General features: G+C 66.5%; 17 protein-coding genes. 4 read left to right on the top strand and 13 right to left on the bottom strand.

The window, feature by feature from the left end; genetic code table 11:
• Window position 1 precedes the first annotated feature (1 nt).
• Window positions 2–751, bottom strand: a complete 750-nt coding sequence (locus AC1RJW_RS14935; protein ID WP_493045604.1) for a LytR/AlgR family response regulator transcription factor — start codon at window positions 749–751, stop codon at window positions 2–4.
• Window positions 748–1,998, bottom strand: coding sequence for a sensor histidine kinase (locus AC1RJW_RS14930; protein WP_493045603.1), 1,251 nt, complete (start codon window positions 1,996–1,998; stop codon window positions 748–750). The genes AC1RJW_RS14935 and AC1RJW_RS14930 overlap by 4 nt, the downstream gene beginning before the upstream one ends.
• Before the next feature lie 416 nt (window positions 1,999–2,414).
• Here AC1RJW_RS14930 and AC1RJW_RS14925 point away from each other — a divergent pair, with 416 nt between their 5' ends.
• A complete protein-coding gene (locus tag AC1RJW_RS14925) occupies window positions 2,415–3,293 on the top strand; it encodes a serine hydrolase (RefSeq protein ID WP_493045602.1) in 879 nt (292 codons plus the stop codon).
• On the opposite strand, the gene AC1RJW_RS14920 is transcribed toward AC1RJW_RS14925, so the two are convergent.
• Window positions 3,294–4,226: a DMT family transporter gene (locus tag AC1RJW_RS14920; RefSeq protein WP_493045601.1), complete on the bottom strand. Its 933-nt coding sequence runs from the start codon at window positions 4,224–4,226 to the stop codon at window positions 3,294–3,296. It abuts the gene before it with no gap.
• A gap of 119 nt (window positions 4,227–4,345) precedes the next feature.
• On the opposite strand from AC1RJW_RS14920, the gene AC1RJW_RS14915 reads away from it, so the two are divergent.
• Window positions 4,346–5,245 carry a LysR family transcriptional regulator gene (locus AC1RJW_RS14915; protein WP_436501537.1) on the top strand — a complete coding sequence of 300 codons (900 nt, stop codon included), beginning with the start codon at window positions 4,346–4,348 and terminating at the stop codon, window positions 5,243–5,245.
• Window positions 5,246–5,252: 7 nt separating this feature from the next.
• Here the strand turns inward: AC1RJW_RS14915 and AC1RJW_RS14910 are convergent, their stop codons facing one another.
• The gene (locus tag AC1RJW_RS14910) at window positions 5,253–7,130 is read right to left on the bottom strand and encodes a methyl-accepting chemotaxis protein (RefSeq protein ID WP_493045600.1); all 1,878 of its coding nucleotides are present in this window, start codon (window positions 7,128–7,130) and stop codon (window positions 5,253–5,255) included.
• Between the two features lie 198 nt (window positions 7,131–7,328).
• Between AC1RJW_RS14910 and AC1RJW_RS14905 the strand changes: the two genes are divergently transcribed.
• Entirely contained in the window at window positions 7,329–7,991 is a 663-nt protein-coding gene (locus tag AC1RJW_RS14905) for a thiol:disulfide interchange protein DsbA/DsbL (RefSeq protein ID WP_493045599.1), read from the top strand.
• Between the two features lies 1 nt (window position 7,992).
• Here the strand turns inward: AC1RJW_RS14905 and recD are convergent, their stop codons facing one another.
• The 5 genes from recD to AC1RJW_RS14880 all read right to left on the bottom strand — a co-directional run bounded on the left by recD (window position 7,993) and on the right by AC1RJW_RS14880 (window position 21,179).
• Complete coding sequence (gene recD, locus AC1RJW_RS14900) at window positions 7,993–9,951, bottom strand: exodeoxyribonuclease V subunit alpha (protein WP_493045598.1); 1,959 nt, start codon at window positions 9,949–9,951, stop codon at window positions 7,993–7,995.
• Window positions 9,941–13,612 (bottom strand): exodeoxyribonuclease V subunit beta, encoded by a 3,672-nt coding sequence (recB, locus tag AC1RJW_RS14895; RefSeq protein WP_493045597.1) that lies wholly within the window; start codon window positions 13,610–13,612, stop codon window positions 9,941–9,943. Before recB ends, recD begins: the two co-directional genes overlap by 11 nt.
• Window positions 13,609–17,043 (bottom strand): exodeoxyribonuclease V subunit gamma, encoded by a 3,435-nt coding sequence (gene recC, locus AC1RJW_RS14890; RefSeq protein ID WP_493045596.1) that lies wholly within the window; start codon window positions 17,041–17,043, stop codon window positions 13,609–13,611. Before recC ends, recB begins: the two co-directional genes overlap by 4 nt.
• Window positions 17,044–17,118: 75 nt before the next feature.
• Complete coding sequence (locus tag AC1RJW_RS14885) at window positions 17,119–20,145, bottom strand: CHASE domain-containing protein (RefSeq protein WP_493045595.1); 3,027 nt, start codon at window positions 20,143–20,145, stop codon at window positions 17,119–17,121.
• Window positions 20,146–20,288: 143 nt separating this feature from the next.
• Window positions 20,289–21,179, bottom strand: a complete 891-nt coding sequence (locus tag AC1RJW_RS14880) for a LysR family transcriptional regulator (protein WP_493045594.1) — start codon at window positions 21,177–21,179, stop codon at window positions 20,289–20,291.
• Window positions 21,180–21,287: 108 nt separating this feature from the next.
• Between AC1RJW_RS14880 and AC1RJW_RS14875 the strand changes: the two genes are divergently transcribed.
• Window positions 21,288–22,271: a cyclase family protein gene (locus AC1RJW_RS14875; protein WP_493045593.1), complete on the top strand. Its 984-nt coding sequence runs from the start codon at window positions 21,288–21,290 to the stop codon at window positions 22,269–22,271.
• A 12-nt stretch (window positions 22,272–22,283) separates the two neighbouring features.
• Here AC1RJW_RS14875 and cobA read toward each other — a convergent pair whose 3' ends face one another.
• From cobA to mmsA, 4 genes are all read right to left on the bottom strand, one after another.
• Window positions 22,284–23,048: a uroporphyrinogen-III C-methyltransferase gene (gene cobA / locus AC1RJW_RS14870; protein ID WP_493045592.1), complete on the bottom strand. Its 765-nt coding sequence runs from the start codon at window positions 23,046–23,048 to the stop codon at window positions 22,284–22,286.
• A gap of 14 nt (window positions 23,049–23,062) precedes the next feature.
• Window positions 23,063–24,241, bottom strand: a complete 1,179-nt coding sequence (locus tag AC1RJW_RS14865) for a CmpA/NrtA family ABC transporter substrate-binding protein (protein ID WP_493045591.1) — start codon at window positions 24,239–24,241, stop codon at window positions 23,063–23,065.
• A 157-nt stretch (window positions 24,242–24,398) separates the two neighbouring features.
• A complete protein-coding gene (locus tag AC1RJW_RS14860) occupies window positions 24,399–25,037 on the bottom strand; it encodes an ANTAR domain-containing response regulator (protein WP_493045590.1) in 639 nt (212 codons plus the stop codon).
• Between the two features lie 73 nt (window positions 25,038–25,110).
• On the bottom strand, window positions 25,111–26,082 hold a 972-nt coding region (gene mmsA, locus AC1RJW_RS14855), incomplete at its 5' end, for a CoA-acylating methylmalonate-semialdehyde dehydrogenase (protein WP_493045589.1).

Here is a 26,082-nt window from a genome sequence, read left to right as displayed (position 1 = left end):
ATCAATCCCTGAACAAATAGGTAAACGTGCGGCTGACGGGCAGCTTTTCCGTACTGCCCCGCACCAGCACCTGCATGCGCTCGGCGTCGATGCGTTCGGCCGCCTCGATGGCTTTCACGTTGACCATGGTGCCGCGGTGGATTTGCCAGAATTGATCAGGATCAAGTCCCCCAAGCAAATCCTTCAGCGGCGTGCGCACCAGCGCTTCCGAGCCGGCCAGCACCACGCGCGTGTACTTGGTGTCGGCCTGGAAGAACAGCACTTCATTGACGTCGATCAAACGGATCTGCTTGCCCACGCTGGCCTTGATCCACTTTAATTTGTCGCGCGGCACGGCCGGCAGCGCGGCGCGCAGCGACTGCAGCAAATGGGCCATGTCGGCCGGCTGCGCGCCCAGCTTGTCGCGCAGCCGGGCCAGCGCGCGCTGCAGCCGCTCGGCCTGCACGGGTTTGAGCAGGTAGTCGACGGCGCCCGCGTCAAACGCATCGACGGCGTACTGGTCGTAGGCCGTGACGAACACGACGTGGGCGCGCTTGCCGATGCGCTCGGCCACCTCCAGGCCCGACAGGCCCGGCATGCGGATATCGAGGAAGACCACATCCGGCTCATGCTCGAGAAAGCCGTCCCAGGCGTCGTTGCCATTTTCCGCCACCAGCACGACCTGTGCCTCGGGCCAGGCGTGCGCCAGCATCGTTTCCAGGCGCTCGCGCATCAGGGGTTCGTCTTCGGCGATCAGGATGGTGGGATTCATGCGGCGGCTTCTTTCAGGCTGGATGCAATTTTGATGGGCAGCACTATGTCAGCGATCACGCCGCCCTCTTCGCCGTTGCGCAGGATCAAGCTGGCGGATGGAGCGGACAGCAACAGCCGGCTGCGCACGTTTTCCAGGCCCAGGCCGCCTCCGGACGCGCTGTCCTCGCCGCTTTCCGGCAAGCCCATGCCCGTGTCCCGCACGCGCAGGCGCAGCATGCCACCCACCCGCAGCGCCGACAGGCTGATCTCGCCGCCGCGCAACGATGGTTCAATACCATGCTTGATGGCATTTTCCGCCAGGGTCAGCAAGATCATGCTCGGTATCGTCGCGTGCGCCAGCTCGGCCGGCAAGTCCAGCGCATAGCGCAGGCGCGAGCCCAGGCGCGCCTGCATCACGCGCAGGTAGGCGGCCACCATGTCGAACTCGCTTTGCAAGGGCACTTGCTCGCTGCGCATCTCCGCCAGGCTGGCACGCAGGAAGGCGATCAGGTCCGCCGTCAGCGCCGCGGCCCTGGGCGCGCCCTGCTCGGCCAGCTGCTGCACGGCGCCCAGGGTATTGAACAGGAAATGCGGCTCGATCTGCGCGCGCAGCAGGCGCAGCTGCGATTCGCTCAGTTCGCGCGCCAGGCGGTCGCGCTCGGCATCCTGCTGCAACTGCAGGGTCAGCGCTTCGTACTGGCGGTTGCGCCAGGCAGTCACGATCGCCAGCGGCACCATGTAGAACAATCCGGCCACCAGCAAGGCGATGCCGCCCACGCGCAGCAAGCGCTCGAAGGCCATGCCCATGGAACCGGTATCGCTCAAGCCGGCCAGCAGCACGCCGGCCGCTACCCCTGCCGCGCAGGTCGAGACGATCAGCAGGAGTTTCTTGAACTTGTAGCGCACGGAACTGCGGTAATTGAACCACACGCCCACCAGGCCCCAGGCCAGCGCAAAACCCAGGCCGTTGCTGAAGACCAGGGCCTTGAGCAATTCGAAGCGGGCCGGCAGCAGCAGGTGCAGGGCGACGCCGATGGCGCTGAACAGCAGCATCAGCTTGAACGCCGCGATGTAAAAACCGGCGCCGCGGTACTTGAGCAGGAAATCGTGCAATTGCTGGCGTTCGATCGGCGTCAGCTTCGCCAGCTTCAAGGCGACGTAGCGGCGCACCCGCCCCTGGACCTGCGCCGCCATCTCGGGGTGTTTCAGCACCCGCAGCGATTCTTCGTCGATGCTGCGGTACCAGTCCGTATATTTTTTTAACATGATGCGTTCTCCGTAGTCCGTGATGCAGGCATGCACGCAGTCTACGGCGCCCCGGTTGCGGGGCCCAGCGCGGGGCGACGAAGCACGAAGGGGCAGGCATCAACGACGAAGCGCGCGGCGCCTGCCGGATCGAGTCTGCCAATATTGCTGAAATCATACGAAGTTTCCAAGATGAAATCAATAATTGCGCAACAATTTTCACTACGGCAAGAATAGCCCCATTTATTTGCCAAATTGGCCGCAACGCCGCCTGTCGCGGGCTTGTACCGTAGACATCGCTTGATCTTTAATGGTATTGTTTAAGCTTGGCAAATATTGCCTCCGAGATACACGCCGCGTCCCCGCGCGGCCCCGTTCCGGATTTGCGCGCAGCGCCCACGATGGCGCCCCAAAACTGCTTTCCCACATACAATCCCATGCTCAAAAAAATGTTCGCCGCGGTGCTGATGACGCTTTCGACAGCGGCCATCGCCGTGCCTTTCGGTTCCCAGTCGATCCTGGTGGTCGAAGACGGCACAGGCAAAGTCTTGCTTGAAAAAAATTCCAACGTGGTGGTGCCCATCGCCTCGCTGACCAAACTGATGACGGCCATGGTCGTGCTCGACTCCAAGGCGAATATGCAGGAAGAGATCAGCATCGACCGCGAGGATGTCGACACCCTGAAACACAGCACCTCGCGCGTGCCCGTGGGCGCCACCCTGAGCCGCCACGACGTGCTGCAGCTGGCGCTGATGTCGTCCGACAACCGCGCCGCCGCCTCGCTGGCGCGCACCTTCCCCGGCGGCCCGACGGCGTTTGCCGTGGCCGTCAACGCCAAGATCAAGGCCCTGGGCATGCGCCAGACCGTGATCGAGGAACCGACGGGCTTGTCGCCGAACAACCAGTCGACGGCGGCAGACCTGGTCAAGATGGCCGTGGCCGCTTCGCGCTACCCGGAAATCAGCCGCATCACCACCGATTCGAAGGACGTGATCCAGATCAAGGGCCGCGACGTGGAATACCACAACACGAACCGCCTGGTGGGCGCCAAGGGCTGGGATATCGGCCTGTCGAAGACGGGCTACACGAATGAAGCGGGCCGCTGCCTGATCATGCGCATCAAGTCGGCCGGCAAGTTCGCCACCATGATCCTGCTCAACGCGCGCGCCAATTCCGTGCGCGCCATGGACGCCGTCAACATCCGCCGCATGCTGGCGGCCGAGAACGGCATCGAAGAGCCGAAAGTGATGCGTGCTTCCGTCAGCCGGCATAAAAAAGCGCCGGCCAAGCCTGGCAAACGCCGACGCGCCAAATAATTACTTCGCTTGCCGGTTGGTCATCACCACGCCGGCAATCGTCACCGCGCCGCCCACCAGCATCGAGGCGAGCACGGGTTCGCCCAAGAGCCCCGCCGCCAGCACGATGCCGAACACAGGCACGAGGTTGTTGAACACGGCCGTGCGCGACGGGCCCAGCGCTTTCACGCCCTCGTAATACCAGACAAAGCCGATCACCGTGCCGAACACGCCCAGGTAGCCGATGGCGGCCCACACTTGCCAGCCGAAACTGTGCCACGGCACCGTCGGGAACTCCACCACCGCCCCCACCAGCAAAAAGGCCAGGCCCCACATCGAGGCATACGTGGTGGCGGCGATGGGCGACAAACCCTTCAGCGCGACCCGGCCGATCAGGGTGTAGGCGGCCCAGCTGGAAATGCCGCAGAACATGAACACTTCGCCCATGCCGATGCCGCCGCCCGTGCCCTGCAGCACGCCGGCCAGGTCGGCGCGCGTGATGACGATGGCCGTGCCGCAAAACGCCAGCATGATGCCCAGCCACTTGAACGATCCCAGCCGCTCACGGAACAGCATGGCCGAGGCCAGCGCCGTGACGATGGGATTCAAGGCCACGAACAGGGCCGTGCGCCCGGCCGGCATGCGCGACAGGGCCGCCAGGAAGCACAGGTTATATAAAAAGATGCCCGTCAGGCCCAGCGCCGCCGTCGTCGCCAGCTGCTTGCGGTCCAGGCGCGGCAAGCCCCCTTCCAGTTTCCATGCCAGCACGACCAGCAGCAGCACGGCCACGCCGAAGCGCCCGCTGGCGGCCGTCATGGGCGGCATCTGCTGCGCCAGCACGCGGCCCGCGATAAAGGTGCCGCCCCAGAACAGGGCGACGAAAATCAGTTTGAGGTAGACGAGCGGCGATTGCGCGGCAGGCAAGGCGGCAGAGGGCAAGGCGGATGAAGACATGGGATTTCCTGTGAGGCCGCTTGCGCGGCGGGTGGTGTACATGCTGTACACTTATATATTAATACTAATATCAACTCATGAAATAATGAGCAAATACTCATAGAGCAGGAAAACCACAGATGACCTTCACGCAACTGGAAATTTTTACCCTGGTGGCCGAACTGCACGGCTTTTCCGCCGCCGCCGCGCAGCTGGGCATCAGCCAGTCGGCCGTCTCGCATGCCTTGAAGGCGCTGGAAAAGGAGATGGGCGTGGACCTGATCGTGCGCCACCAGGCGTCGGCCGAGCTGACGGACGTGGGCCGCCAGTTGCTCGTGCGCGCGCGCGAAATCCTCGGTCTGTCGGAAGCCATGCGCCAGGAAGCGGCCGACGTGCTGGGCCAGCGCCAGGGCAGCCTGCGCATCGGCTCCTTCGGCCCCACTTCGTCGCTGAACCTGCTGCCGGCCATCACGGCGCAATTCCGCCTGCGCTATCCGGGCATCGCCCTGCGCATCGACGAAGGGGCCGACCATGAAGTGGTGCAGTGGATACGCGAGCGCCGCGTGGATGTGGGTTTCGTCGTGCTGCCCGACGAGCGTTTCGATACGGCGCCGCTGGTGGAAGACCAGATGATGGCGCTGGTGCCGCGCAGCCACCCGCTGGCCAGCGAAACCGCCATCACCCTGGCGCAGCTGTGCGAAGGGCCGTTCATCATGTCCGAGGCGGGCTGCGCCTGCCTGATCGAACCCCTGTTCGCCAACGCGGGGCTGCAGCCGAATGTCCCCTACCGCATCAGCCAGGTGATCACCATCCTCGACATGGTCAGCCGCGGCGACGGCGTCTCCATCGTCGCCGAACTGGCCCTGCCGCAGCGCTTGCGGGAACAATATCCGGAACTGGTGGCCCTGCCCTTGAATCCGCCCGTCAGCCGCAAGGTGGGCCTGGCCGTGCGCGACCGGCGCCAGAACACGCCGGCCACCAATGCTTTTTTCGAGGTGGCCAAGCAGATGGCGCCGACCCTGGCGCCCCGGCGCGCCTGAACGCTGCCTAGAACGTTTCCCACTCCTCGCTCGCTTCCGGCTTGCGCTGCGCCACGGGCTTGACAGCCTGCGGCGCGGCCGCCTGCCCGTCATCGAGCTTGAACACCCCCACCACCTGCGCCAGGGTGCTGGCCTGATCCTGCAGGCTTTCCGCCGCGGCGGCCGCCTCTTCCACCAGCGCTGCATTCTGCTGCGTCACCTGGTCCATCTGCGCGATGGCCTGGTTCACCTGCTCGATGCCCGAGCTTTGCTCGGCGCTGGCGGCCGTGATCTCGCCCATGATGTCGGTTACGCGGCGCACGCTGTCGACGATTTCCTGCATCGTCGCCCCCGCCTCGTCGACGAGGCGCGCGCCCGAGTCGACCTTGCCCACCGAATCGTCGATCAGCAGCTTGATTTCCTTTGCCGCCCCCGCGGAGCGCTGCGCCAGGCTGCGCACCTCTGTTGCCACCACGGCAAAGCCGCGTCCCTGCTCGCCCGCGCGCGCCGCTTCGACGGCCGCATTCAGGGCCAGGATATTCGTCTGGAAGGCGATGCCGTCGATGACGCTGATGATGTCGACGATCTTCTTCGAGGAATCGTTGATCGAGGCCATGGTGTCGACCACCTGCGCCACCACTTGCCCGCCCTTGCTGGCCACGCCGGAAGCGGATTGCGCCATCTGGTTGGCCTGGCGCGCATTGTCCGCGTTCTGTTTCACGGTACTGGTCAACTCCTCCATCGAGGCGGCCGTTTCTTCCAGCGAACTCGCCTGCTGTTCCGTGCGCGACGACAGGTCCTGGTTGCCGGCGGCGATTTCCGACGACGATACTTTCACCGATTCGCTGGCCGTGCGGATCTTCACCAGCACGGCGGCGATCTTGTCGATGAAGCGGTTGAAGGCGCCCGCGATCTGCGCCAGTTCATCCACGCCGGAAGCGTCGAGGCGGCGCGTCAAATCGCCCTCGCCCGAGGCGATGTCGTCGAGCGCGTCGCGCACCAGTTCCAGCCGCTTGAGCATTTTAAAGACCAGCAGCGACAGCAGCACCGCCGCCGCGCCGGCCAGCAGCACGGCCGTGACGGTGGCCGTCGTCAGCATCGTCTGCAAGGCTTGCATGGCTTCCTGCTGGTCCAGCACCACGGCCAGCAGCCAGTCGGTGCCCGCCACGCGCGTGACATACAGCTTGCCGTCGCGCTCATTGAGGCGCACGGCCTCGCTCGCGCGCGTGCTTTCCAGCCGGTTCACCTGCGCCGCCGACAGCGCCGCGTCGAGTTTGGCCACCGGCTGCAGGCTCAGTTCCTTGTCCGCGTGGGCGATGATGGTGCCGCTCTGGTCGACCAGGAAGGCAAAGCTGTGCGGCGTCGGCTTGATCGCCACCACGTTGGCGATCACCGTATCGAGCAGCACGTCCGCGCCCGCCACGCCCAGCAGCGCCTCTTTCGGTCCGACGGGCGCCGTGAACGACACCACCAGCTTGTGGCTCGCTGCATCCACGTACGGCGGCGTAAGCATCGGCACGCCCGCCTTGACGGTGTCCGTGTACCAGGCGCGCGCCGTCGGGTCGAAATCGGCCGGGCGGCCCGGATGGGTAAACACGGAGCGCTTGTCCGCATAGCCGATGAACACTTCCGCAAAATCGCCGGCCTTTTCCGCGATCTGGAAGGCGCGCAGCGGATCGGGCGTCTCGGCCGACATCACGACGGACGCCATGACCTTCTTCTTGCCGTCGACCCATTGCGCCAGCACGGCGGACTGGCTGTGCAGCAGTTGCTGCATCTGCTGGTCGGCCGACGCCAGCATGCTGCTGCGCGTGGTGACGTAATTGGCGACCGACAAGGCCAGCATGGACAGGACGACGATGGCCACGCAAATGAGCACCAGCCGCGTGCGAAGGGAAGACAACATGATGGACTCCTGGTTTTGATTTTGATGGTATGACATGGCGCTGTCGCCCTGCCAGCCGCCTTTGCATTTTCACACAAAAATCGGAACATTATTATTCAATATTCGGAATAATAAACATTTATTACATCAAAGCAACACCATCATCTGTTGACGCTCTACTACAATTGCCTCATAGTTAAGTTTTACCGAGGAACCCCCATGCGTTTGCCCCACGTCATCCTGGCCTGCGCCAGCTTCGCCGCCGCCGGCGCCTTCGCCTCGCCGCAAGCGCCCGTGCAGGGTGCCGAATACCTGATGCTGGCGACGCCGCAACCCGTGCAGGCGGCGCCGGGCAAGGTGGAAGTGATCGAATTTTTCATGTACCACTGCCCCGCCTGCAACGCGCTGGAGCCGGGCCTGGCGCGCTGGGTCAAGGAAAATGCCGCCACGGTGTCGTTCCGCCGCATCCATTTGCCGCACACGCCGGAAAATGATCCGGAAGCGCATCTGTTCCTGACCCTGGAAGCGCTGAAGAAGGAAGAGGCGATGCACGCGCAAGTCATGCATACCTGGCATGTGGAGCGCAAGCGCCTGGCCAGCGACAAAGACAACCTCGATTGGGCGCTGAAAAATGGCTTGGACAAGGCCGCCTTCGAAGGCGCCTACCAGTCGTTTGGCGTGCAGACCAGGCTGAAAAACCTGCCCCGCCTGGCCGCCAGCTACCAGGTCGACAGCACGCCCACCCTGATCGTGGGCGGGCGCTACCTGACCAATCCATCGATGGTCGCCGGCGCCAATCGGGGCTTGCCGCGCCAGGATGTGGAGCAAGCCACCCTGCAGGTGGTGCAGGCGCTGGTGGCCAAGGCAAAGCTGGCGAAGTAAATCAGCCGATCAGGCCCCGCAGCCCGCTGGCGCGCTGCGTGCGGCGCAAAATCGCGTCGAACAGCACGGCCTGCGTGGGCGAGACCAGGGTAAAGAAGTCGCGCGCGCGCGTGATGCCCGTGTAGACCAGTTCGCGCGCCAGCATGGCGCCGCCTTCCTGCGGCAGCACCAGCACAGTATGGCGGAATTCCGAACCCTGCGACTTGTGCACCGTCATGGCAAATGCCGTTTCCACGTGGCGCAGGCGCGTGGCCAGCACGCTGCGCACGTTCTCGCCTTCCAAAAAGTACACGCGCAGGGAGCCGGGCCGCGCAGGGTCGCGCAAGGTCAGGCCGATGTCGCCATTGAACACGCCCGTGCCGTAATCGTTGCGCGTGACCATCACGGGACGGCCCACATACCATTCGCTGCGGCGTATCAGCCCTTCCTTTTCCAGCCGCAGCTCGATGGCCGTGTTCAAGCCCGCCACGCCCCACTCGCCTTCGCGCACGGCGCACAGGATGCGGAACGACTCGAAAGCGTGCAGCACGGCGCGCACCCAGTCGTCGTGCCGCGCGTACGCCGCCTCGCCCGCGTTCACCAGCGCCAGATAGGGCTGGTAGCCGCCCGGCGCATCGGCCCGCCCGCGCAAGGCCAGGCGCAGCACGTCTTCCTGCTGCGCCGGCACGCTCCACGCCAGCTGGCCGCCGCTGTCGGCGGCGAAGCACGCCCTGGCCAGATCAGGCCTGCCGCCATTCACGGCCAGCGCCAGCTCGCCGATCGGACCGCTGAAGCGGTGGCTGTGGCGCAGCATCACCGTCTGCTGCGCCAGCGCGCCGGCGTTACCGGCAAACTGCGCGGGAATGGCCACGCCGCTGGCCGCCTGCGCATACGCGATGGTGTCCCCCGTGTAGCCGCCCGTCTGCGCGTCGTGGCACAAGTCGCCCAGCACGGCCCCCGCTTCCACGGACGCCAATTGATCCTTGTCGCCCAGCAGAATCAGGATCGCCGTGGGCGGCAAGGCGTCGAGCACGGACGCCATCATTTCCAGGTGCACCATCGACGCTTCATCGACAATCAGCACGTCGACGTCGAGCGGATTGCCCGCATGGTGGGCAAAGGCGCGCGTATCGGGCCGCGCGCCCAGCAAGCTATGCAGGGTGCGCGCCGCGCCCATGCGCCGCGCCAGTTCCAGCAGGGGCAAGGCTTCCCCGACCTTTTCCGCCAGGCCGCTCAAGGCCTTGTCGATCGACTGTTTCAGCCGCGCGGCCGCCTTGCCCGTGGGTGCGGCCAGCGCGATGCGCAGCTGCTCCGGCTGCGGCGAGACGGCAAACAGCAGGGTCAACAGGCTCGCCACCGTGTAGGTCTTGCCCGTCCCAGGGCCGCCCGTGATGATGGCGACCTTGCCGCGCAAGGCGACGGCGCACGCCACCTTTTGCCAGTCCGGCCCACCATCCTGCGTGGGCTGGTCGAACAGGATGTCGAGCCATTGCCGCACCTGCGCCAGCGGCGGCTCGCTCAAGTCCTGCGCGCGCGCGGCGATCTTTTCACCGACCAGGGTCTCGTCGCGCCAGTAGCGGCGCAGGTACAAACGGTCGCCGTCGAGCACCAGCGGCTGGCGCACGTCGGCGGCACCCACCTGCCACACCTGCGGCGCGCCGGCCAGCAGCGCGCGCCAGCCGTCGACGCCGTCCGGCAGCGGGCCGGAAACGGCCAGCACGGCATGCCACAGCTCTTCGCTCCAGCCCAGCAGCTGCGAAGGTTCACTGGCCAGATCGGCCAGCATCAGGCAGCTGTGGCCCCGCCCTTCCAGTTCGGACAGCACCACGCAGGCCACGGCCACGGCGGGCGCATGCGGCGCCTGCTCGTCCAGGCTGGCGATGAAGCGGGCAAAGGCGGCGCTCAGGCGGCGCAGGTGGCCCGCCTCCGCGACACCGTCGACATGGGTAAACAAAGCGTCCATCTGCGCGTCATGCTGCATGGTGTTCCGTTTCTTCTAACAGTTGATCGAGGCCGTCCAGCAGCTCCAGCTGCGGCGCCAGCCAGTAGCAGCCATGCGTGTCCGCATTCGCTATGCCGCGCAGGAACAGGAAGATGGCGCCGCCCAGGTGTTCGGCCGGGTCGTAGGCGTCACCGAGGCGGCTTTTCAGCAGCCGGTGCAGGGCCAGCATGTAGATGGCGCCCTGGATATCGTAGCGGTGCTGCGCCATGCCGGCCGCCAGTGCCGGCGTGTGGTAGGCGGCGTCGTTGGCGCCCAGCGCATTCGACTTGTAGTCGAGTACCCAGTAGCGCCCATCCTGTTCGATGACCAGGTCGGCAAAGCCTTTCAGCATGCCGTGCAGCTGGCGCCGTGGCAGCGCGGGGCGCGGCGCGCCATCGAGCAGCAGCCGCGTGCACAGTCTGTCCAGCGCCTCGGTGGACAAATGCTCGCTGGGGAACCAGAACTCCATTTCGGACAGGGTGCTGTCCAGCTGCGACAGCGATGCATCGAGCAGCGGCAGCGGCGTGAGGGCGATTTCCCTGAGCCAGGCGATGGCGTCTTCCTGGCGGTGGCCCCAGCCAGCCCGTTCGCAGCGCGCGGCCAGGCGCGTGTTGAAGTGCTCGTCGTGGACGCCGTCAAAGCCTTCGCTGCCCATCCACTCGAGCTGCTCGTGCAGGAAATTGCCGGGCACGGAGCCGCGCGGGAAGCGGTGCCATGGCGCGTCGCCCATTTGCGTCGGCGCGGCCACAGCCACAGCCGTGCCATCTTCCAGCAAGGTCTCTTCCAGCGCCCGCTGCGGCACGTGCGCGGCTGCCACGGCGCCGATCTGGCGCGTCAGCGAGGTAAAGCTGCCCACCGACCAATCGCGCTCGAATTCGCCCACGAACACGGGCGCGGGCCGCAACTCGGGACGCCGCTCCACGCGGTCCAGCACCGTGCAGGCGTCGGGCTGCGCCAGCGCGCTGACGTAGATGGCGTCGCAGCTGCCCGCCACCTGCTGCCAGCGCAGCAGCAGCTGGTCAAACGGCAGCTTGTCGCCGCCCGTCAGCAGGTAGCCGAGCGCCGATTCGTGCAGGGTATTCTCGCCCGCCTTGCGCGCCGCCAAGGCGGCCACGCCCAGCCACAGGAAGTGGCGCGCGCGCGTCAGGGCCACGTACAGCAGGCGCAAGTCTTCCTCGATGCGCGCCTCTTCGACCGCCGCCATGGCTTCGTCGGACAGCGACAGGTCGAGGCGGCGCTCGCCTTTTTCATCCGCATACTCGAAGAAGCTGCGGTTGCGCTTATCCACCTTGCGCGCCGTGACGGCAAACGGCAGATACACGAGCGGATATTCGAGGCCCTTGGATTTGTGCACGGTGATGACCTTCACCAGCTCCGCATCGCTTTCCAGGCGCAGCACGCGCTCGTCGCCGTTTTCGCCCTCGCCGGCGATCTGCTCGGCCAGCCAGCGTATCAGCGCCTGCTCGCCATCGAGCTGGCGGCTGGCCGATTGCAGCAGTTCGGCCAGGTGCAGCAGATTCGTCAGGCGCCGCTCGCCGCCCGTCTGCTGCAGCAGCATGGCGGGCAATTGCAGTTCGTGGATGAAGCGGCGCAGCATGGCCAGCACGCCCTGGCGCTGCCAGATCAGGTGCAAGGCCTTCAGTTGCTCGACCCGGCGTTCCCATTCCAGTTCGTCGCTCGACAGGCGCGCCAGCTCGCCCAGCGACAGGCCGATGGTGCGCGTGGCAAAGGCGGCGCGCGCCAGTCCCCCGTCGAGCGGGTTGGCCAGCGCCGCCAGCCAGCGCAGCACGTCCTGCGCCTCCTCGCTGTCGATGACGGAATCCTTGTCGGACAAATAGACGCTGGCGACCCGGCGGCGCGCCAGCGCGCGGCGGATGGCCGCCGCTTCCTTGCGGTCGCGCACGAGGATGGCGATATCGGCCGGCTGCAGGCGCGTGAAACCGTCGGGGCCATCGAAACCGGCTTGCGCATCGCCCAGCATGGCGACGATGTGTTCCGCGCAGTGCTGCGCGAAATACTCGCGGTAGCTGTCGCCGCGCAGCCCTTCATCGCTGGCGCAGGCGGCCAGCAGGGCCGGCAGCGGGCCGCCCGCGTTCACCAGCCATTCATCGCGGCCCTTGGCGTCGACAGCCTCGAACGGCAGCGGATTCTCGCCTCCTTTGCGGTAGCGGAAGGCACCGGCCGGCACCTCGTCGCGCTCGGCGTGCAGGAACAGCTGGTTGACGGCGGCCACCAGGGGCGCCGTCGAGCGGTAGTTGGTGCCCAGCTGGTAGTGGCGCCCTGCCGTGGCGCGCCGCGCCGCCAGGTAGCTCTGGATGTCGGCGCCGCGAAAGCCGTAGATCGACTGTTTCGGGTCGCCGATCAGGAACAATCCTTGCGCGGGATCATTCTCCGCAATGCGGTACAGCAAATTGAAGATCTGATACTGTGCAGGGGCCGTATCCTGGAATTCATCGACCATGGCCAACGGATACTGGTCGATGATGCGCTGGCGCAGGGTCGCGCCGTTTTCGCCCGCCAGCGCATCGTGCAGGCGCTGCAGCATGTCGGCAAAGCCGAACTGGCGCGACTGGCGCTTCAACTGGTCCATGCGCCGCGCGATGGCCGCCGCCGCATGCAGGTGCAGCTTGTGCGCCAGCGGCGTCAATGCCGCCAGAGCGGTCCCCAGCGCCTCCGTATGTTCGAAGCACTCGGGTACCTGGGCCGTGAAACTCTTGGCAAACGCATCCTCGATGCCGAACGGCGTCAATCGCTCCCAGGCCTTGGCCGTGATGGCAGGCAGCAGCAAGAGCGGGTCCTGCGCCCAGCGGCGCAAGCCGTCGAACCATTTCGCCAGGTTTTCCGGCTTCATCTTGACGCCGTTAAAACACTTGGGATTGGCGGCGCGGTGGTCGTTGATCCATGCAGCCATCTGGTCCACGCGCTCGACCCAGCCCGCCTTCAGGATGGCCAGTTGCGCGGCCAGCGCCCGCTGTTCGCGCGCGATCAGCAGCGATAAGGGCTCATCGTCTGCCATCTGCATGCTGCCGGCGCGGCGCGCCAGCTCGCGCGCGCCCTTCTTCAGCGCTGCCACGTCGGGCCAGCAGGCCAGCAGCACGTCGAGCGCCTGCGGCGGCAAGGGATAGACTTGCTGGCGCCAGTAATCGTGGGCCGCATCCTCGAACAGCGCTTGTTCGTCGCTGACCAGTTCTTCGTCGAACAGGCTGCCGCTGTCGAACGCGTGCTCGCGCAGCATGCGCTGGCACCAGGCGTCGATGGTGAAGATGGCCGCTTCATCCATCGTCTCGGCGGCCAGCATCAGCCGGTGCGCGGCCTTTTGCCGTTCGCTCTCCTCAGGATAGGATTCCAGCAAGGCATCGAGAAACGGGTCGCTGCCGCCGGATTCCATGCCAGATTCGTGGCGAAAATAAGCGGCCGCCTCGATCAGGCGCTCGCGCACGCGGTTCGACAATTCGCGCGTGGCGGCGCGGGTAAACGTCATCACGAGGATGTCGGCCGGCAGCAGCGGGCGGGTAAAGCGGCTGTCGTCGTCGCCGTGTCCCAGCACGAGCCGCACGTACAGCGCGGCGATGGTCCAGGTCTTGCCCGTGCCGGCCGAGGCCTCGATCAGGCGCGAACCGTGCAGGGGGAATGCCAGGGGGTTGAGCAGATGGCTCGTCATTGTTCTTCTCCCGCGCCGTCATCGGGCGCGCTGATCGGGTCGATCGTGATGTGCTGCTGCAGCCAGTCTGCCAGCGGGCCATACAGCTCGCGCGTGCAGTCCTGCCACGCTTCCTCGGCAGCCAGCGCGGAAAACTCGGGCCACAGGCGCGCCAGGCACAGTTCCTCGCGCTCGCCCGAGATGTCAAAGCCGCCGTCATACACGGCGCGCGGGTCGCCCTGCTGCACCAGCGCCAGTCCCGTCTTGCACGCCGTGGGCAGCGGATGGTTCATGCCTTCGCGCCACAGCGCCAGCAGGGTTGCCAGCGCGTCGCGCGAACTGGCCGGATCGAGCGGCGCCATGCTGACGATGGCGTCGCGCGCCACCAGATAGCCGGTGACGGGGAGGCCGAGGGCGGCGGCGGCCAGCTGGCGCAGCCACATCAGCATCAGCTTGTCGCCGCGCGCCTGGCCGCCCTTGTCCGTCACCTTCGAGGAAATCTGCATCAGCCAGGCCGTCTCCTGACCGTTGCTGCACAATCTGTCGAGCCAGTCGTCGATCTGCACCTCGCCGAACGGCAGGTTGATGGCGCGCTTGTCGGCCGCCAGCGGGAACGAGGCGCGCAAGGACAGCCACGCGCTGCGCACGGGCACCAGTGCCTCGACCAGCTGCGCCTGCACCTGCCGGCCGATCAGGCCGATGGGCAGCACGCCCTCGCGCGCCAGGCGTGCCGCGCGCACTTCCAGGCTGCTGCGCACGTCGTCCAGTGCTTCCACGGCGCCGCCGTCGTCCAGCATGGTGTCTTCCAGCAGATAGCGCTCGAGCGCATTCAGGCCGAACGGCTCCTCATCCTCGCCCAGCATGGCCGCATCGGCGAAATGGACGCTGAGGCGGCGGCGGAAAAAGTATTTGACGGGCTGGCGCAGGAAACTGGCCAGCTCGCCCAGCTTCAGGCGCGTGCCGGGATCGAGCTCGTAGGGCCCCAGCGCCAGTTCCCCGGCCTGCGCATCCGCATCGGCCGCATCGGCATCGGTATGGGCCACGCGCCATTCGCGCGCATAGGTCAGCAAGCCATCGGCCTCAAAATAGCGGCGGCTGAACGGCTGCAGCGCGTGCTCGGTGGTCAGCGACACCAGGTGCCGGTCCAGCGACCAGCCGGCGGCCAGGTAGTCGCGCAGCTGCGACACCAGCACGGACGGCGGCTGCTCGGAATTGTCGCGCACATTGCGCCCCACCCAGCTCACGTACAGCTTGTCGCGCGCGGCCAGCAAGGCTTCCAGCATCAGGTAGCGGTCGTCGTCGCGGCGCGAGCGGTCGCCCGGGCGCGCCATGCCGGGCAGCGCCAGCAGGTCGAAATCGGCCTTTTGCGCGCGGCGCGGGAAGTCGCCATCGTTCATGCCCAGCAGGCAAACCACGCGAAACGGCACGGCGCGCATCGGCATCAGGGTGCAGAAGGTCACGCCGCCGGAGACGAACTGGTGGTTCAGGGTCGGCTCGTCCAGCGCGCCCAGCCACGCCACGCGCAGCACGGACAGCGGCACCGGCTCGACAAAGCCCGCATGCTCGCAGGTTTCCAGCCAGCCCTGCAAGGCACCCTCGAGCTGTGCCAGGGTCAGGCGGTCGCCCTCGTCGTCGGCATCAAAAAAGGCCGCCAGCAGCGCGCGCGCCTGCACGCCCCACTCGGCGGGCGTGCAGGCGCCGGCCAGTACGGTGCGCCAGTGCAGCAGCGCCTCGACCAGCTGCGCCAGGGAGCCCGCCAGCGCCGCATCGAGGCCGCCCACTTCCGCATACGGCTCGATGCCGCCAAAACTGACGCCAACGCCGCTGGCGTAACCGAGCAGCATGCGCCGCACGCCGAAAATCCACGCATTCTGCTCGCCGGCCGCGCCCAGTCCCAGGCCGCTGCGGTGATGCTGGTCCAGGCCCCAGCGCACGCCGGCCCCTTCGATCCAGGCGCCCAGCGTGACCAGGTCGTCCGGCTGCAGGCCAAAGCGGGTAGCCAGCGCCGGCACGTCGAGCAGGTCGCGCACCTCGCTCTGGCGGCAGCGCTGCTGCGGCAGCTGCAGCAGCCACTCGAGCGCGACGAGCAGCGGGTTGACGCTGCGGTCCTTCACGTCGCCGATCTCGAACGGAATGAAACGCTCGTCGTTGCGCCGGTACTGGCCGAAAACGGCGTGGATGGCGGCCGTGAAGGTATCGATGTCGGGCACCATCACCACCACGTCGCGCGGACGCAAGCCCGTCTCGGCGCTGTGCGCGAACATGGCCAGCAGCTGGTCGTGCAGCACTTCCACCTCGCGCTGCACGCTGTGCGCCACGTGAAATTCGATCGAGCGGTCGCCGGCGTCGGGCGGCGTTTGCTCATGTTCGGCCAGCGGGCGCAGTTCGCGGATGGCCACCTGCACCTGCTGCAGCAGGGTTTCCCCCGTTTCCTCGCCAAACAGGTCGATGCGCAGGCTGTCATCGCGCCCCTCGGCCTGCGCGTGTTCGTCGAATTCATCAAGCATGCGGATGAAATCGCGCCCTTGCCTGCCCCAGCTGGCCAGCAGCGGGTGGCTGTGCGCATGCAGTTCTTCCAACGGAATTTGCGCCAGGTCGGTGCCGTTGCGCTGCCGCTGGCGCTTGTTTTCCGCGCGCAGCAAGTCGCGCCCGTCGATGATATCGCCCCAGTAGAACTGGCACGGGTTGGGCACGGCCAGCACCACCTGCGCGTGGCGCGCCAGCGCGGCCAGCGCCTGCAAGGTCTGGTACGGCAAGGCCGACACGCCGAACAGCACCACCCGGCGCGGCAGCTTGCCAGCCGGCGCATCGCCGGCGGCGATCGCCGCCAGGAAGGCATCGTGGATATCGGCGCGGCCCGTATCGCGCTCGAACGGCTCGACGTCCAGGCCCACGGCGCGCCACAACTGCGCCTGCCAGCGCTGGTCGTCCTTCAGCACGATGGTTTCGCCGCGCGCCGTGCGCAACTGGTCGCGCCCGGCCGCCCAGTCGGCCAGCCAGTCGGCGCGGTAGACCTGGTACTGGTCGAACAAGTCGGCCAGGCGCTCGGCCAGCTGCAGCCGGCGTTCGCAATCGCCATCGGCGAGGAAGTAGCGCAGCGGCGCAAACACGGGGTCGGCCAGCAGCGACGGCAACAGGCGCATCAAACGCCAGGTCAGCGGCGATTTATCGAACGGCGAGACGCGCGGGACGCGCTCGCGGCCCAGCATGCCCCGGTAGCTTTCCCACAGCAGGCGCGCCGGCAGCGCGATGCGCGTGGCGGCGCACACGCCCATTTCCTCGGCCAGGGCGATCTTCAGCCACTCGGCCACGCCGTTCGACTGCACCAGGAAGATATCCGTTTCCAGCGGCGCCAGCGGATGCTGGCGCAGCCACTGGAAAACGGCGGCGCGCAGCTGTTCCAGCTGGTTGCCATGCAGGATGAGGAGGCCGGGCGTGACGGGTGTATGCATGCTGATCCGATGAGTTGCCGCGTCTCCGGCCGGCTGGCCGGAGACGTCAAACGCCTATTATCGCCGCTGCTTGCGTCAAGGGGCGTCGCTGGCGGCAAATTCCATGGAAATTTGTTCTGCCACCTGCGCCAGCGCCGGCCCGAGCGCCGTCAGCAAGGCGCGCGCCTGCTGCAGGTCGCCGCCCAGGCGCAAGCCTTCGATCGAGGTGCACAGGCCGGCGAAGGCATGGGCGCCCACGGCCAGCGCGGACGATTTGCTGCGGTGTCCCAGGTCGGCCAGGCGCCCCAGGTCTTCCAGCGCCATGGCTTGCTCCATTTCGGCGATGCCGTCGCGCGCCGTGTCGAGAAACAGCTGGGTGTACTTGCGCATCTTCACGGCGTCATTGCTGAACGTGAGCGCCAGGGTGGCCAGGTCGAGGATGGCCGTGTCGCGCAGCTCCGGCGCGGCGCCCGCCGGCGGCGCCTTCGACAGCGCCGCCAGCCTGTCGCGGCCGATGCTGCCGATGCCGCCACGCAGCCGGAACCATTTCGCCAGCAGATGAAACAGCAGATTCGGGGCGATCGGCTTGGTCACGAATTCATCCATGCCAGCCGCCAGGCAGCGGGCGCGGTCCTCGCTGCCCGCGTTGGCCGTCATGGCGATCACCAGCAGGCCCGCAAGTTTCGGGTCGGCGCGGATGCGGCGCGTCGCCTCGAAGCCGTCCATCTCCGGCATCTGCACGTCCATCAGCACGCAGTCGTAGCGCTGGCGGGCCAGCAATTCCAGCGCCTCGCGGCCATTGCTGGCGACGCAGACGGTGGCGCCGGCGTCTTCCAGCAGTTCGCAGCCCACCTGCTGGCTGAAGATATTGTCTTCCACCAGCAGGATGGAGGCGCCGCGGATCACCCCCAGTACTTCCGGCTCGACTTCCGCGATGCGCTCGTCGGCCCCCTGCGCGCTTTTTTCCAGGCGCGCCGTGAACCAGAAGGTGCTGCCCAGGCCCGGCTGGCTGTACACGCCCACCTTGCCGCCCATGAGCTCCACCAGCTGCTTGCTGATCACCAGTCCCAGGCCGCTGCCGCCATACTTGCGCGTGGTCGACGGGTCGGCCTGGTGGAAGGAGCGGAACAGCTGCGCCACTTCTTCCTGGTTCATGCCGATGCCCCGGTCCTGCACCTCGAAGCGCAGCATGCCGTGGCTGCCGCGCTCCTCGGACTGGCGCACGCGCACGAAGATGCTGCCATTGTCGGAAAACTTGATGGCGTTGCTGGTCAGGTTCAGCAAGACCTGCTCCAGGCGCAGCGGGTCGCCGCGCCAGCGCTGCGGCAGCTCCGGCGCGATATCGAACTGCAGCGCCAGGCCCTTGACGGCGGCCGCGTCGCCCAGCTGGCTGGCGATGTTCGCCAGCAGGGTGTCGAGACGGAAGTCCAGCACTTCCAGTTCCAGCTTGCCCGCCTCGATCTTGGAAAAATCGAGGATATCGTTGATCAGGCCCAGCAAGTGCTGGCCCGAATGGAAGATTTTCTGCAGGTAGTCGCGCTGGCGCGCGTCGGCCACCGATTTCAGCGCCAGGTGGGCCATGCCGATGATGCTGTTCATCGGCGTGCGGATTTCATGGCTCATGTTCGACAGGAAGTCGCTCTTGGCCTGGCTGGCCGCGTCGGCCTGCTCCTTCAGGCGGTGCAGTTCCGTCACGTCGGTGGACAGGCCGATCAGCCCCGTGACGGGACCGGGCAAGCCCAGCGGCACCTTCACGCTCCACAGGTGATGCACCTGGCCCTGCGCATCGACGAAGCGCTCTTCGCCAACGAACTTGGCGCCGCTGTCGAAGACCTGGCGCTCGGTCAGCTGCGCGGCGGCCGCCGCATCGCCGAGCATCAGCTCGCCATCCTGGCGGCCGATCAGCTGCTCCGCCGGACGGCCCAGTATCTTCGCCGTGCGCGCATTCACGTAGCGGTAGCGCAGGTCGGCATCCTTCATGTACACGTAGGCGTCGACGCTGTCGAGCACCGTATCGAGCAGGGTGCGCTGCGCCACCGCATTGCGGCGCGACCGGTACAGGGTAAAGATATAGCCATAAATGAGCAGGGTGCCGGCCACGCCGACGCCCAGCGCCAGCCACGGAAAATAGCGGTCGAAGGGGCTGTACAGCTCCGCCTTGCGTACGCGGAAATGGGCTTTCCACAGGCCGCCCTGGTAAGTCACCGGCAGCACCTGGTCGAAATAGTCGGCATCGCTGCCCGGTTGCGGCGGCGCCGCCGCCAGGTCGCCGTCATCGTTGAACAGCAGGCGGTCCTGCGGCGTGATGGCCAGAACCCCGCTGGCCGGCAAGGGGTCGGCCGCGCTGTACAGGGTCAGGTGCAGCGGTTCCAGGGCGCTGCGTTCGAGCGCGCTGTGCACCAGCTGCGCCACGCCGAAGCCGATGCCCACGGAGCCCTGGTAGGCGGCGCGGCGCTCTGCCACGCTCCCCTGCGGCATGCCATTGCGGTACACGGGCAAGCGCATGCCCAGGCCCACGTGCGCGGGCGGCCCCTTGATCATGATCACCTGCCCCGACGCGCTGACCTCGCCGCTGTCGCGCGCCTGCGCCAGGGACTGCGCCACCAGCGGGTTGGCGCCGATATCGACACCCATGCGTTCGGCCAGCAGGGAATCAGGCTCCAGGTAAGTGAGCACCGTGTATTCCGGCCGCTCGCCGGGCGGACGGATGGTGAAAGCGGGATAGCCGCGCGGCGCCAGGCTGGTATCGCGGCGCACGTCGGCGACATACGCCGCGCGCTGCGCCTGCGTCAGCGCCACCGCATAGTTGACCGATTCGATGGCAGGGAACTGGCGCGCGATATCGAGGCCGGTGACGTAATCGTGGAACTGGCGGCGCGTCAGCTGCTCGCTGGTGCGGAACAGGGCTTCGAGGCCGCGCAGCAGGTCGGAATAGCTTTTCACCCGCGTTGCCAGACTATGCTGGGCGCCATGCGTGAGATTGTCGAAACGCTGTTCGGCGTCGTCATTGACCGTGCGCGCCGCGCCCGCGTACAGTGCGCCGCCCACCGCCAATGCCAGCAGCACGCCACCCGCCCAGATCCTGATGCCTGATCCCGCCCCGCCCTTGCTCAAAGTGTGCATTGTCGATCGCTTATTCCGGTTTCCTCGAATGTGCGGCGCTGCGGCCGCCCAGCAGGTACGAGGATACTATCAAAGCTCATGCCCGACGCGCTTGTGGAAGAAAAAAAGCGCGCATGATGGTTGCACTGGAAAACACCGGGCGCCTAGGCCCCCTGCAGCGCCCCGGCCAGGAAGTCGCAGAAGGCGCGCACCTTTTCCTGCACGTGGCGTCCATCGGGCATCAGGGCATACACGCCGCGCCTGGCCATGCCGTGCGACGGCAGCACGCGCACCAGGGCGCCGCTGGCCAGCAGCGGCGCGGCGACGAACGACGGCAGCGCCCCCACGCCGATGCCCGCCACCAGCATATCGGCCAGCAGCAGGCTGCTGTCGGCGGAAAAGCGCACGGGCAGGACGATGCTGCTCGCCCCTTCCGGGCCGGCCAGCTGCCAGACGCCGGGACTGTCGGCCAGGCGGTAGGCGAGGCAATCGTGGCCGTGCAAGTCCTGCGCCTGGCGCGGCGTGCCGCGCCGCGCCAGGTAGGCCGGCGCTGCGCAAATCATCTGCTCGACGTCGCCCAGGCGGCGCGCCACCAGGGACGAATCGGCCAGCGCGGCGCGGATGCGCAGCGACACGTCATACCCCTCGCCCACCACATCACGCAGGCGGTCGTCCAGGGTCATCTCGATCTTGACGTCCGGATAACGGGCCATGAAGTCCGGCAGCAAGGGCGACAGCACCTTCAGGCCAAACGACAGCGGCGCATTCACGCGCAGCCGCCCCGCCACCTTGCCGGCGCAGCCGCGCGTGGCCAGTTCCAGCGCATCGATTTCATCGAGCAGGCGGCAGCATTCAAGATAGTAGGCACGCCCGCCATCCGACAGGCTCATGCGCCGCGTGGTGCGTACCAGCAGCAGCGTGCCCAGGCGCGCTTCGAGCTGGCGCACCTGCTTGCTGATGGCGGCCGCCGACTGGTTCAGATCCTGCGCCGCCTTGCTGAAGCTGTCGCGCTCGACCACCTTGCGAAACACGCGCATGTGCGCCAGGACATCCATTATTCTTTCCTTGCAGTTGAATATCTTATTATTTTATCGCTGATTATCATTGAAATGAAAGACAATATGATGGCGGCTTCTTCATTCATGTCACGCAAGGAGTACCCCATGTTCAAACCATCCGCCACCCTGACTGCCCTGCTGCTGGCCCTGCTGGCAGGAACGACGCAAGCCGCCGCCCTGCCCGAAGTGGGCACCAGCCCCTGGGGTCCGAAAGACGAGATCGGCCGCCTGAACCTGATGACGCCAGCCTCGCGCGCCGCCATCCTGGCGCGCATCGATGGCGGCAAGAGCTACGACCTGGCCGTCGATTTCTATATCGGCATGCCCAGCTGGCAGGCGGCAGGCGACCCGCCCTACCAGATGTGGATGACGCACACGCCGAAAGGCAACGTGGTGGCCGACTCGATGCAGGTGGGCGAACAGATGAACCGCCACGTCAGTTACACGGGCTCGGCCGTATCCATGTATGCGCACATGGGCACGCATATCGACGCCCTGAACCACTTCGGCCTGAACGGCAAGATCTGGAACGGTTTTACGGAGGAACAATACCTGGGCGACCGGGGCTGGACCGTGACGGGGGCTGAAAAACTGCCGCCGATCGTGGCGCGCGGCGTGCTGATCGACGTCGCCGTGGCCAAGGGTCTCAAACAACTACCCGACAATTACCGGGTCACGCGGCAAGACTTGCGCGCGGCGCTGGCCCACCAGAAGATCACGCTGGAAAAGGGCGACGTGGTGCTGATACGCACGGGCCGCATGCAGCACTATGAGCAGGCGCAAGCGTACATGGCCAATCCGCCCGGCCTGTCGCTCGATGCGGCGAAATTCCTCGTGGAAGATGGCGGCGCCATGGTGGTGGGCGCGGACAACCTCAGTTTCGAGGCGTTTCCGTCCGAAGTGGCAAACAATTACCTGCCCGTGCACACGTATCTGCTGGCGCAGCAGGGCACGCCCATCCTGGAACTGGTCGACCTGGAAGCGCTGTCGCGCGACAAGGTGTACCAGTTTGCCTTCATCGGCGCCTCGCTGAAATTCCGTGGCGGCGACGCGGCACCCATCCGCCCCGTGGCCCTGCCGATCCGCTAGGCGCCGACAGGCTCAGATGCAGGCAGTCTGCAAGGCACCATGCTCATCCCAGGCATCGGCGCAGCGCACCACCTCGCCCACGACGATGATGCTGGGGCTGCCCAGGCCGCTGGCCAGCAAGTCGGCGGGCAGCTCCTGCAAAGTGCTCAGCAACTGGCGCTGGGCCGGCAGGCTGGCCGATTGCACCACGGCCACGGGCGTGCCGGGCGCCATGCCGCCGGCCAGCAAGCCGGCCTGGATGGCGGCCACCCGCGCCACGCCCATGTAGATGACCAAGGTCAAACCGCTTTGCGCCAGCGCAAGCCAGTTCGGCTCCGACGCGCTATCCTTGCCGTGACCGGTGACGAAGATGGCGCCCTGGCTCCAGCCGCAGTGCGTCAGCGGCACGCCGATGCTGGCGGGCGCGGCCAGGCCGCTGCTGATGCCGGGGATCACCTCGACGGCCACGCCGTGGCTGCGCAGATAGGCGCGCTCTTCGCCGCCGCGCCCGAACAGGTAGGGATCTCCCCCTTTCAGGCGCACCACGTGCAGGCCGGCGCGCGCTTCGGCCAGCATCAGCCGTTCGATGAACGCTTGCGGCGTGGAAGCGCAGCCGCCCCGCTTGCCCACCTCGACCACGCGCACGCCTTGTGCCGCATGCGCGAGGATGGCCGGATTGACGAGGTCATCGATCAGCACCACGTCAGCCCGCGCAATGGCTTTTACTGCCTTGATCGTCAGCAGGTCCGGATCGCCGGGACCGGCTCCGACCAGTGTCACGCTTCCAAGTTGCGCCATGATGCAGTCTCCAGTCAGAAAAAATGGCCGATGGCAAACGACGCCGCATACGCTTCCGGCGCGCTGCCGTCCCACACCACGCCGTCGCACAGGGTCGAACTGCGCATGGGAGCCTTCGGTACGGGCGTGGCCGTCATCTCCGCCGCCTGGCGGTACAGGTCGATGCGGTTGACTTGCCTTGCCACCGCCAGGTAATCGGGTTCCTCGCGCAGCAAGCCCCAGCGCCGGTGCTGGGTCATGAACCACATGCCGTCGGAAAGATACGGAAAATTCACCGTGCCATCGCCGTAGAACTTCAAACCGTGCGCCTCGTCCCAGGTCTTGCCCAGGCCATCCTGATAATGGCCGAGGATGCGCGGCGCCAGCGTTTCCTGCGGCGTGTTCAGGTAAGCGGGCTCGGCCAGGGTGGCCGCCATGGCCAGCCGGTTGGCATCGCTGGCGTCGATCCAGCGGCCCGCCTCGAGCACGGCGGCGATCAGGGCGCGGCAGCTGTTCGGATGCTGCTGCGCAAACGCGGCGCTGGTGCCCAGCACCTTGCCCGGATGGTCGGGCCAGATGGCGCCGCTGGCGGCGGCCGTCACGCCCACGCCATCGACGATGGCCTTGTAGCCCCACGGTTCACCGGCGCAAAAGCCATCCATCTGGCCCGCGCGCAAGGCGGCCACCATCTGCGACGGCGGCACGGTCATCACGCGCGCGTCGCGCAGCGGATCGATGCCATGCGCGGCCAGCCAGTATTGCAGCAGCATCGCGTGGTTGCCGGTCGGGAAAGTATGCGCAAACGCAAACGGCCGCGACGAGGCCCGCATGTGGCGCGCCAGCGAATCGCCATCGTGGGCACCGTCGCGCGCCAGCGCCGCCGACAGTGTCACGGCCTGGCCGCTGTGATTGAGATTCATCAATACAGCCATGTCGCGCTGCTGCCCGCCGATGCCCATCTGCACGCCATACACAAGGCCGTACAGCACATGGGCCGCATCGAGTTCGCCATTGTTCAGCTTGTCGCGCACGCCGGCCCACGACATCTCGCGGCTCAGTTCGATCTTGATGCCGTATTTTTCATCCAGGCCCAGCTTCGACGCCATCACCAGCGAGGCGCAATCGGTCAGCGGCAGGTAGCCGATGCGTATCGTCTGTTTTTCCGGCTGCAGGGTCCGCGCCACCTGGGCGCTGTCTGCCATTTGCTCTGTCATACCATTCCTTGCTGATAAGTACTGTTGTTCCGCGCCACCGTGGGCAAGGCTCTTCCCTCCCAGCAGCAAGGAGCGTGCCCGTGCATGCCCGGTTTATGGCGGCGGGAAACGCACCGCGATGGTGCGCTGCACCAGCATGTATCAGAAAATGGACGTTTCATCCCAGCAAGTCCTCCACGTCGAGGATGCGCTGGGCGATCTCTGCCAGCTTGAGTTTCTTGTTCATGGCCATGCTGCGCAAGCGCTGGTAAGCCTGCTCTTCCGTCAAGCCGTGATGCGTCATCAACAGGCCCTTGGCCCGCTCGATCACCTTGCGCTCCAGCAATTTATGGCGCGTGTCGTGCAATTCGGCGCGGAGTTTTTCTTCCTGGCGGAAGCGCGCCAGCGCCACGTTCAGCACCGGTTGAATGCGCTCGGCATGCAAGCCGGCCACAATATAGGCGGACACGCCGGCCGCCATGGCCGCGTCGATGCTGGCCGTGGCGCCGTCTTCCGTAAACAGCACGATGGGGCGGCGCTCGTCGCGCGTGGCGATGACGATGTGTTCGAGCACGTCGCGCGCATCCGATTCCGCATCGATGATGATGAGATCAGGCTGCAGTTGCGCGATGCGCTCGGGAAGGTAGAGGTCGGCTGGCAGGGAGGCGACGATGTCGAAACCCGATTCCAGCAAGCCGATGCGCAAGGCATTGCCGCGCTGCACCTGGGCAGCCAGGGCCGCATCCGCGTGCACGCCGTGCTCGACAATGGTGTTGACGACGACGATGCGCAAAGGCTGGGTACGGCTGGACGTCATGGGAGCGATCTGCAATGGCTAAACACAACCATTGCAGCAAGCAAGAAGCGAACCAGCCGGCTTTACAGCGGGATTACTTCAGGGTCGGCATGGCAAACTCGGCCCCGGCAGCCGTCGAGGCCGGCCAGCGCTGCGTCACCGCCTTCTGCTTCGTATAGAAACGCACCGATTCCGGGCCGTGCGCATGGTGGTCGCCGAACAGGCTGCGCTTCCAGCCGCCGAAGCTGTGGAAGGCCATCGGCACGGGAATCGGCACATTGACTCCGACCATCCCGACCTGCACGCGGTGCGTGTATTCGCGCGCCGTGTTGCCGTCGCGCGTGTAGATCGCCGTGCCGTTGCCGTATTCATGCGCATTGACCAGGTCCAGCGCCGCCGTGAAATCGGGCACGCGCACGATGCACAGCACGGGCCCGAAGATTTCTTCCTGGTAGATCGTCATGTCCGGCGTGACGTGGTCGAACAGGCTGCCGCCGAGGAAAAAACCGTGCTCATGGCCAGGCAGCACGAAACCGCGCCCGTCGGCCACCAGTTTGGCGCCTTCCTTGACGCCCGTGGCGATGTAGCCGGCGATCTTGTCCTTGTGCACCTGCGTCACCACCGGCCCCATCTCGGCCGACAGGTCCATGCCCTGCGTGATCTTTAACGCCGCGATGCGCGGCACCAGGGCTTCCACCAATTGATCCGCCACATTGCCGACCGCCACGACGACGGAAATGGCCATGCAGCGCTCGCCGGCCGAGCCGAAGGCGGCGCCCATCAGGGCATCGACCGTCTGGGGAATGTCCGCATCGGGCATGACGACCATGTGGTTCTTCGCACCGCCGAGCGCCTGCACGCGCTTGCCCTGGGCGCAGCCCGTCGCATAGATATACTCGGCGATCGGCGTGGAACCGACGAAGCTGACGGCGCGCACGTCCGGGTGGTGCAGCAAGCCGTCCACGGCTTCCTTGTCGCCCTGCAGCACATTGAAGACGCCGTCGGGCAAGCCCGCGTCCGTCAACAGTTGCGCCAGGAGCAGGCTGGCCGACGGGTCGCGCTCCGA

The sequence above is a fragment of the Janthinobacterium sp. GW822-FHT07A03 genome (assembly GCF_058798815.1).
Note: the sequence above shows the minus strand (reverse complement) of the source record. Positions and strands in the feature narration are given on the sequence as shown.

What these genes read in the sequence shown, in the direction of transcription:
- AC1RJW_RS14880 (WP_493045594.1), bottom strand. Translation starts at nt 21,179, where the DNA reads ATGGATGTCCTGGCGCACATGCGCGTGTTTCGCAAGGTGGTCGAGCGC.
- AC1RJW_RS14875 (WP_493045593.1), top strand. Translation starts at nt 21,288, where the DNA reads ATGTTCAAACCATCCGCCACCCTGACTGCCCTGCTGCTGGCCCTGCTG.
- AC1RJW_RS14860 (WP_493045590.1), bottom strand. Translation starts at nt 25,037, where the DNA reads ATGACGTCCAGCCGTACCCAGCCTTTGCGCATCGTCGTCGTCAACACC.
- AC1RJW_RS14935 (WP_493045604.1), bottom strand. Translation starts at nt 751, where the DNA reads ATGAATCCCACCATCCTGATCGCCGAAGACGAACCCCTGATGCGCGAG.
- AC1RJW_RS14925 (WP_493045602.1), top strand. Translation starts at nt 2,415, where the DNA reads ATGCTCAAAAAAATGTTCGCCGCGGTGCTGATGACGCTTTCGACAGCG.
- recC (WP_493045596.1), bottom strand. Translation starts at nt 17,043, where the DNA reads ATGCATACACCCGTCACGCCCGGCCTCCTCATCCTGCATGGCAACCAG.
- recB (WP_493045597.1), bottom strand. Translation starts at nt 13,612, where the DNA reads ATGACGAGCCATCTGCTCAACCCCCTGGCATTCCCCCTGCACGGTTCG.
- AC1RJW_RS14905 (WP_493045599.1), top strand. Translation starts at nt 7,329, where the DNA reads ATGCGTTTGCCCCACGTCATCCTGGCCTGCGCCAGCTTCGCCGCCGCC.
- AC1RJW_RS14865 (WP_493045591.1), bottom strand. Translation starts at nt 24,241, where the DNA reads ATGACAGAGCAAATGGCAGACAGCGCCCAGGTGGCGCGGACCCTGCAG.
- AC1RJW_RS14915 (WP_436501537.1), top strand. Translation starts at nt 4,346, where the DNA reads ATGACCTTCACGCAACTGGAAATTTTTACCCTGGTGGCCGAACTGCAC.
- AC1RJW_RS14885 (WP_493045595.1), bottom strand. Translation starts at nt 20,145, where the DNA reads ATGCACACTTTGAGCAAGGGCGGGGCGGGATCAGGCATCAGGATCTGG.
- AC1RJW_RS14930 (WP_493045603.1), bottom strand. Translation starts at nt 1,998, where the DNA reads ATGTTAAAAAAATATACGGACTGGTACCGCAGCATCGACGAAGAATCG.
- cobA (WP_493045592.1), bottom strand. Translation starts at nt 23,048, where the DNA reads ATGGCGCAACTTGGAAGCGTGACACTGGTCGGAGCCGGTCCCGGCGAT.
- AC1RJW_RS14920 (WP_493045601.1), bottom strand. Translation starts at nt 4,226, where the DNA reads ATGTCTTCATCCGCCTTGCCCTCTGCCGCCTTGCCTGCCGCGCAATCG.
- AC1RJW_RS14910 (WP_493045600.1), bottom strand. Translation starts at nt 7,130, where the DNA reads ATGTTGTCTTCCCTTCGCACGCGGCTGGTGCTCATTTGCGTGGCCATC.
- recD (WP_493045598.1), bottom strand. Translation starts at nt 9,951, where the DNA reads ATGCAGCATGACGCGCAGATGGACGCTTTGTTTACCCATGTCGACGGT.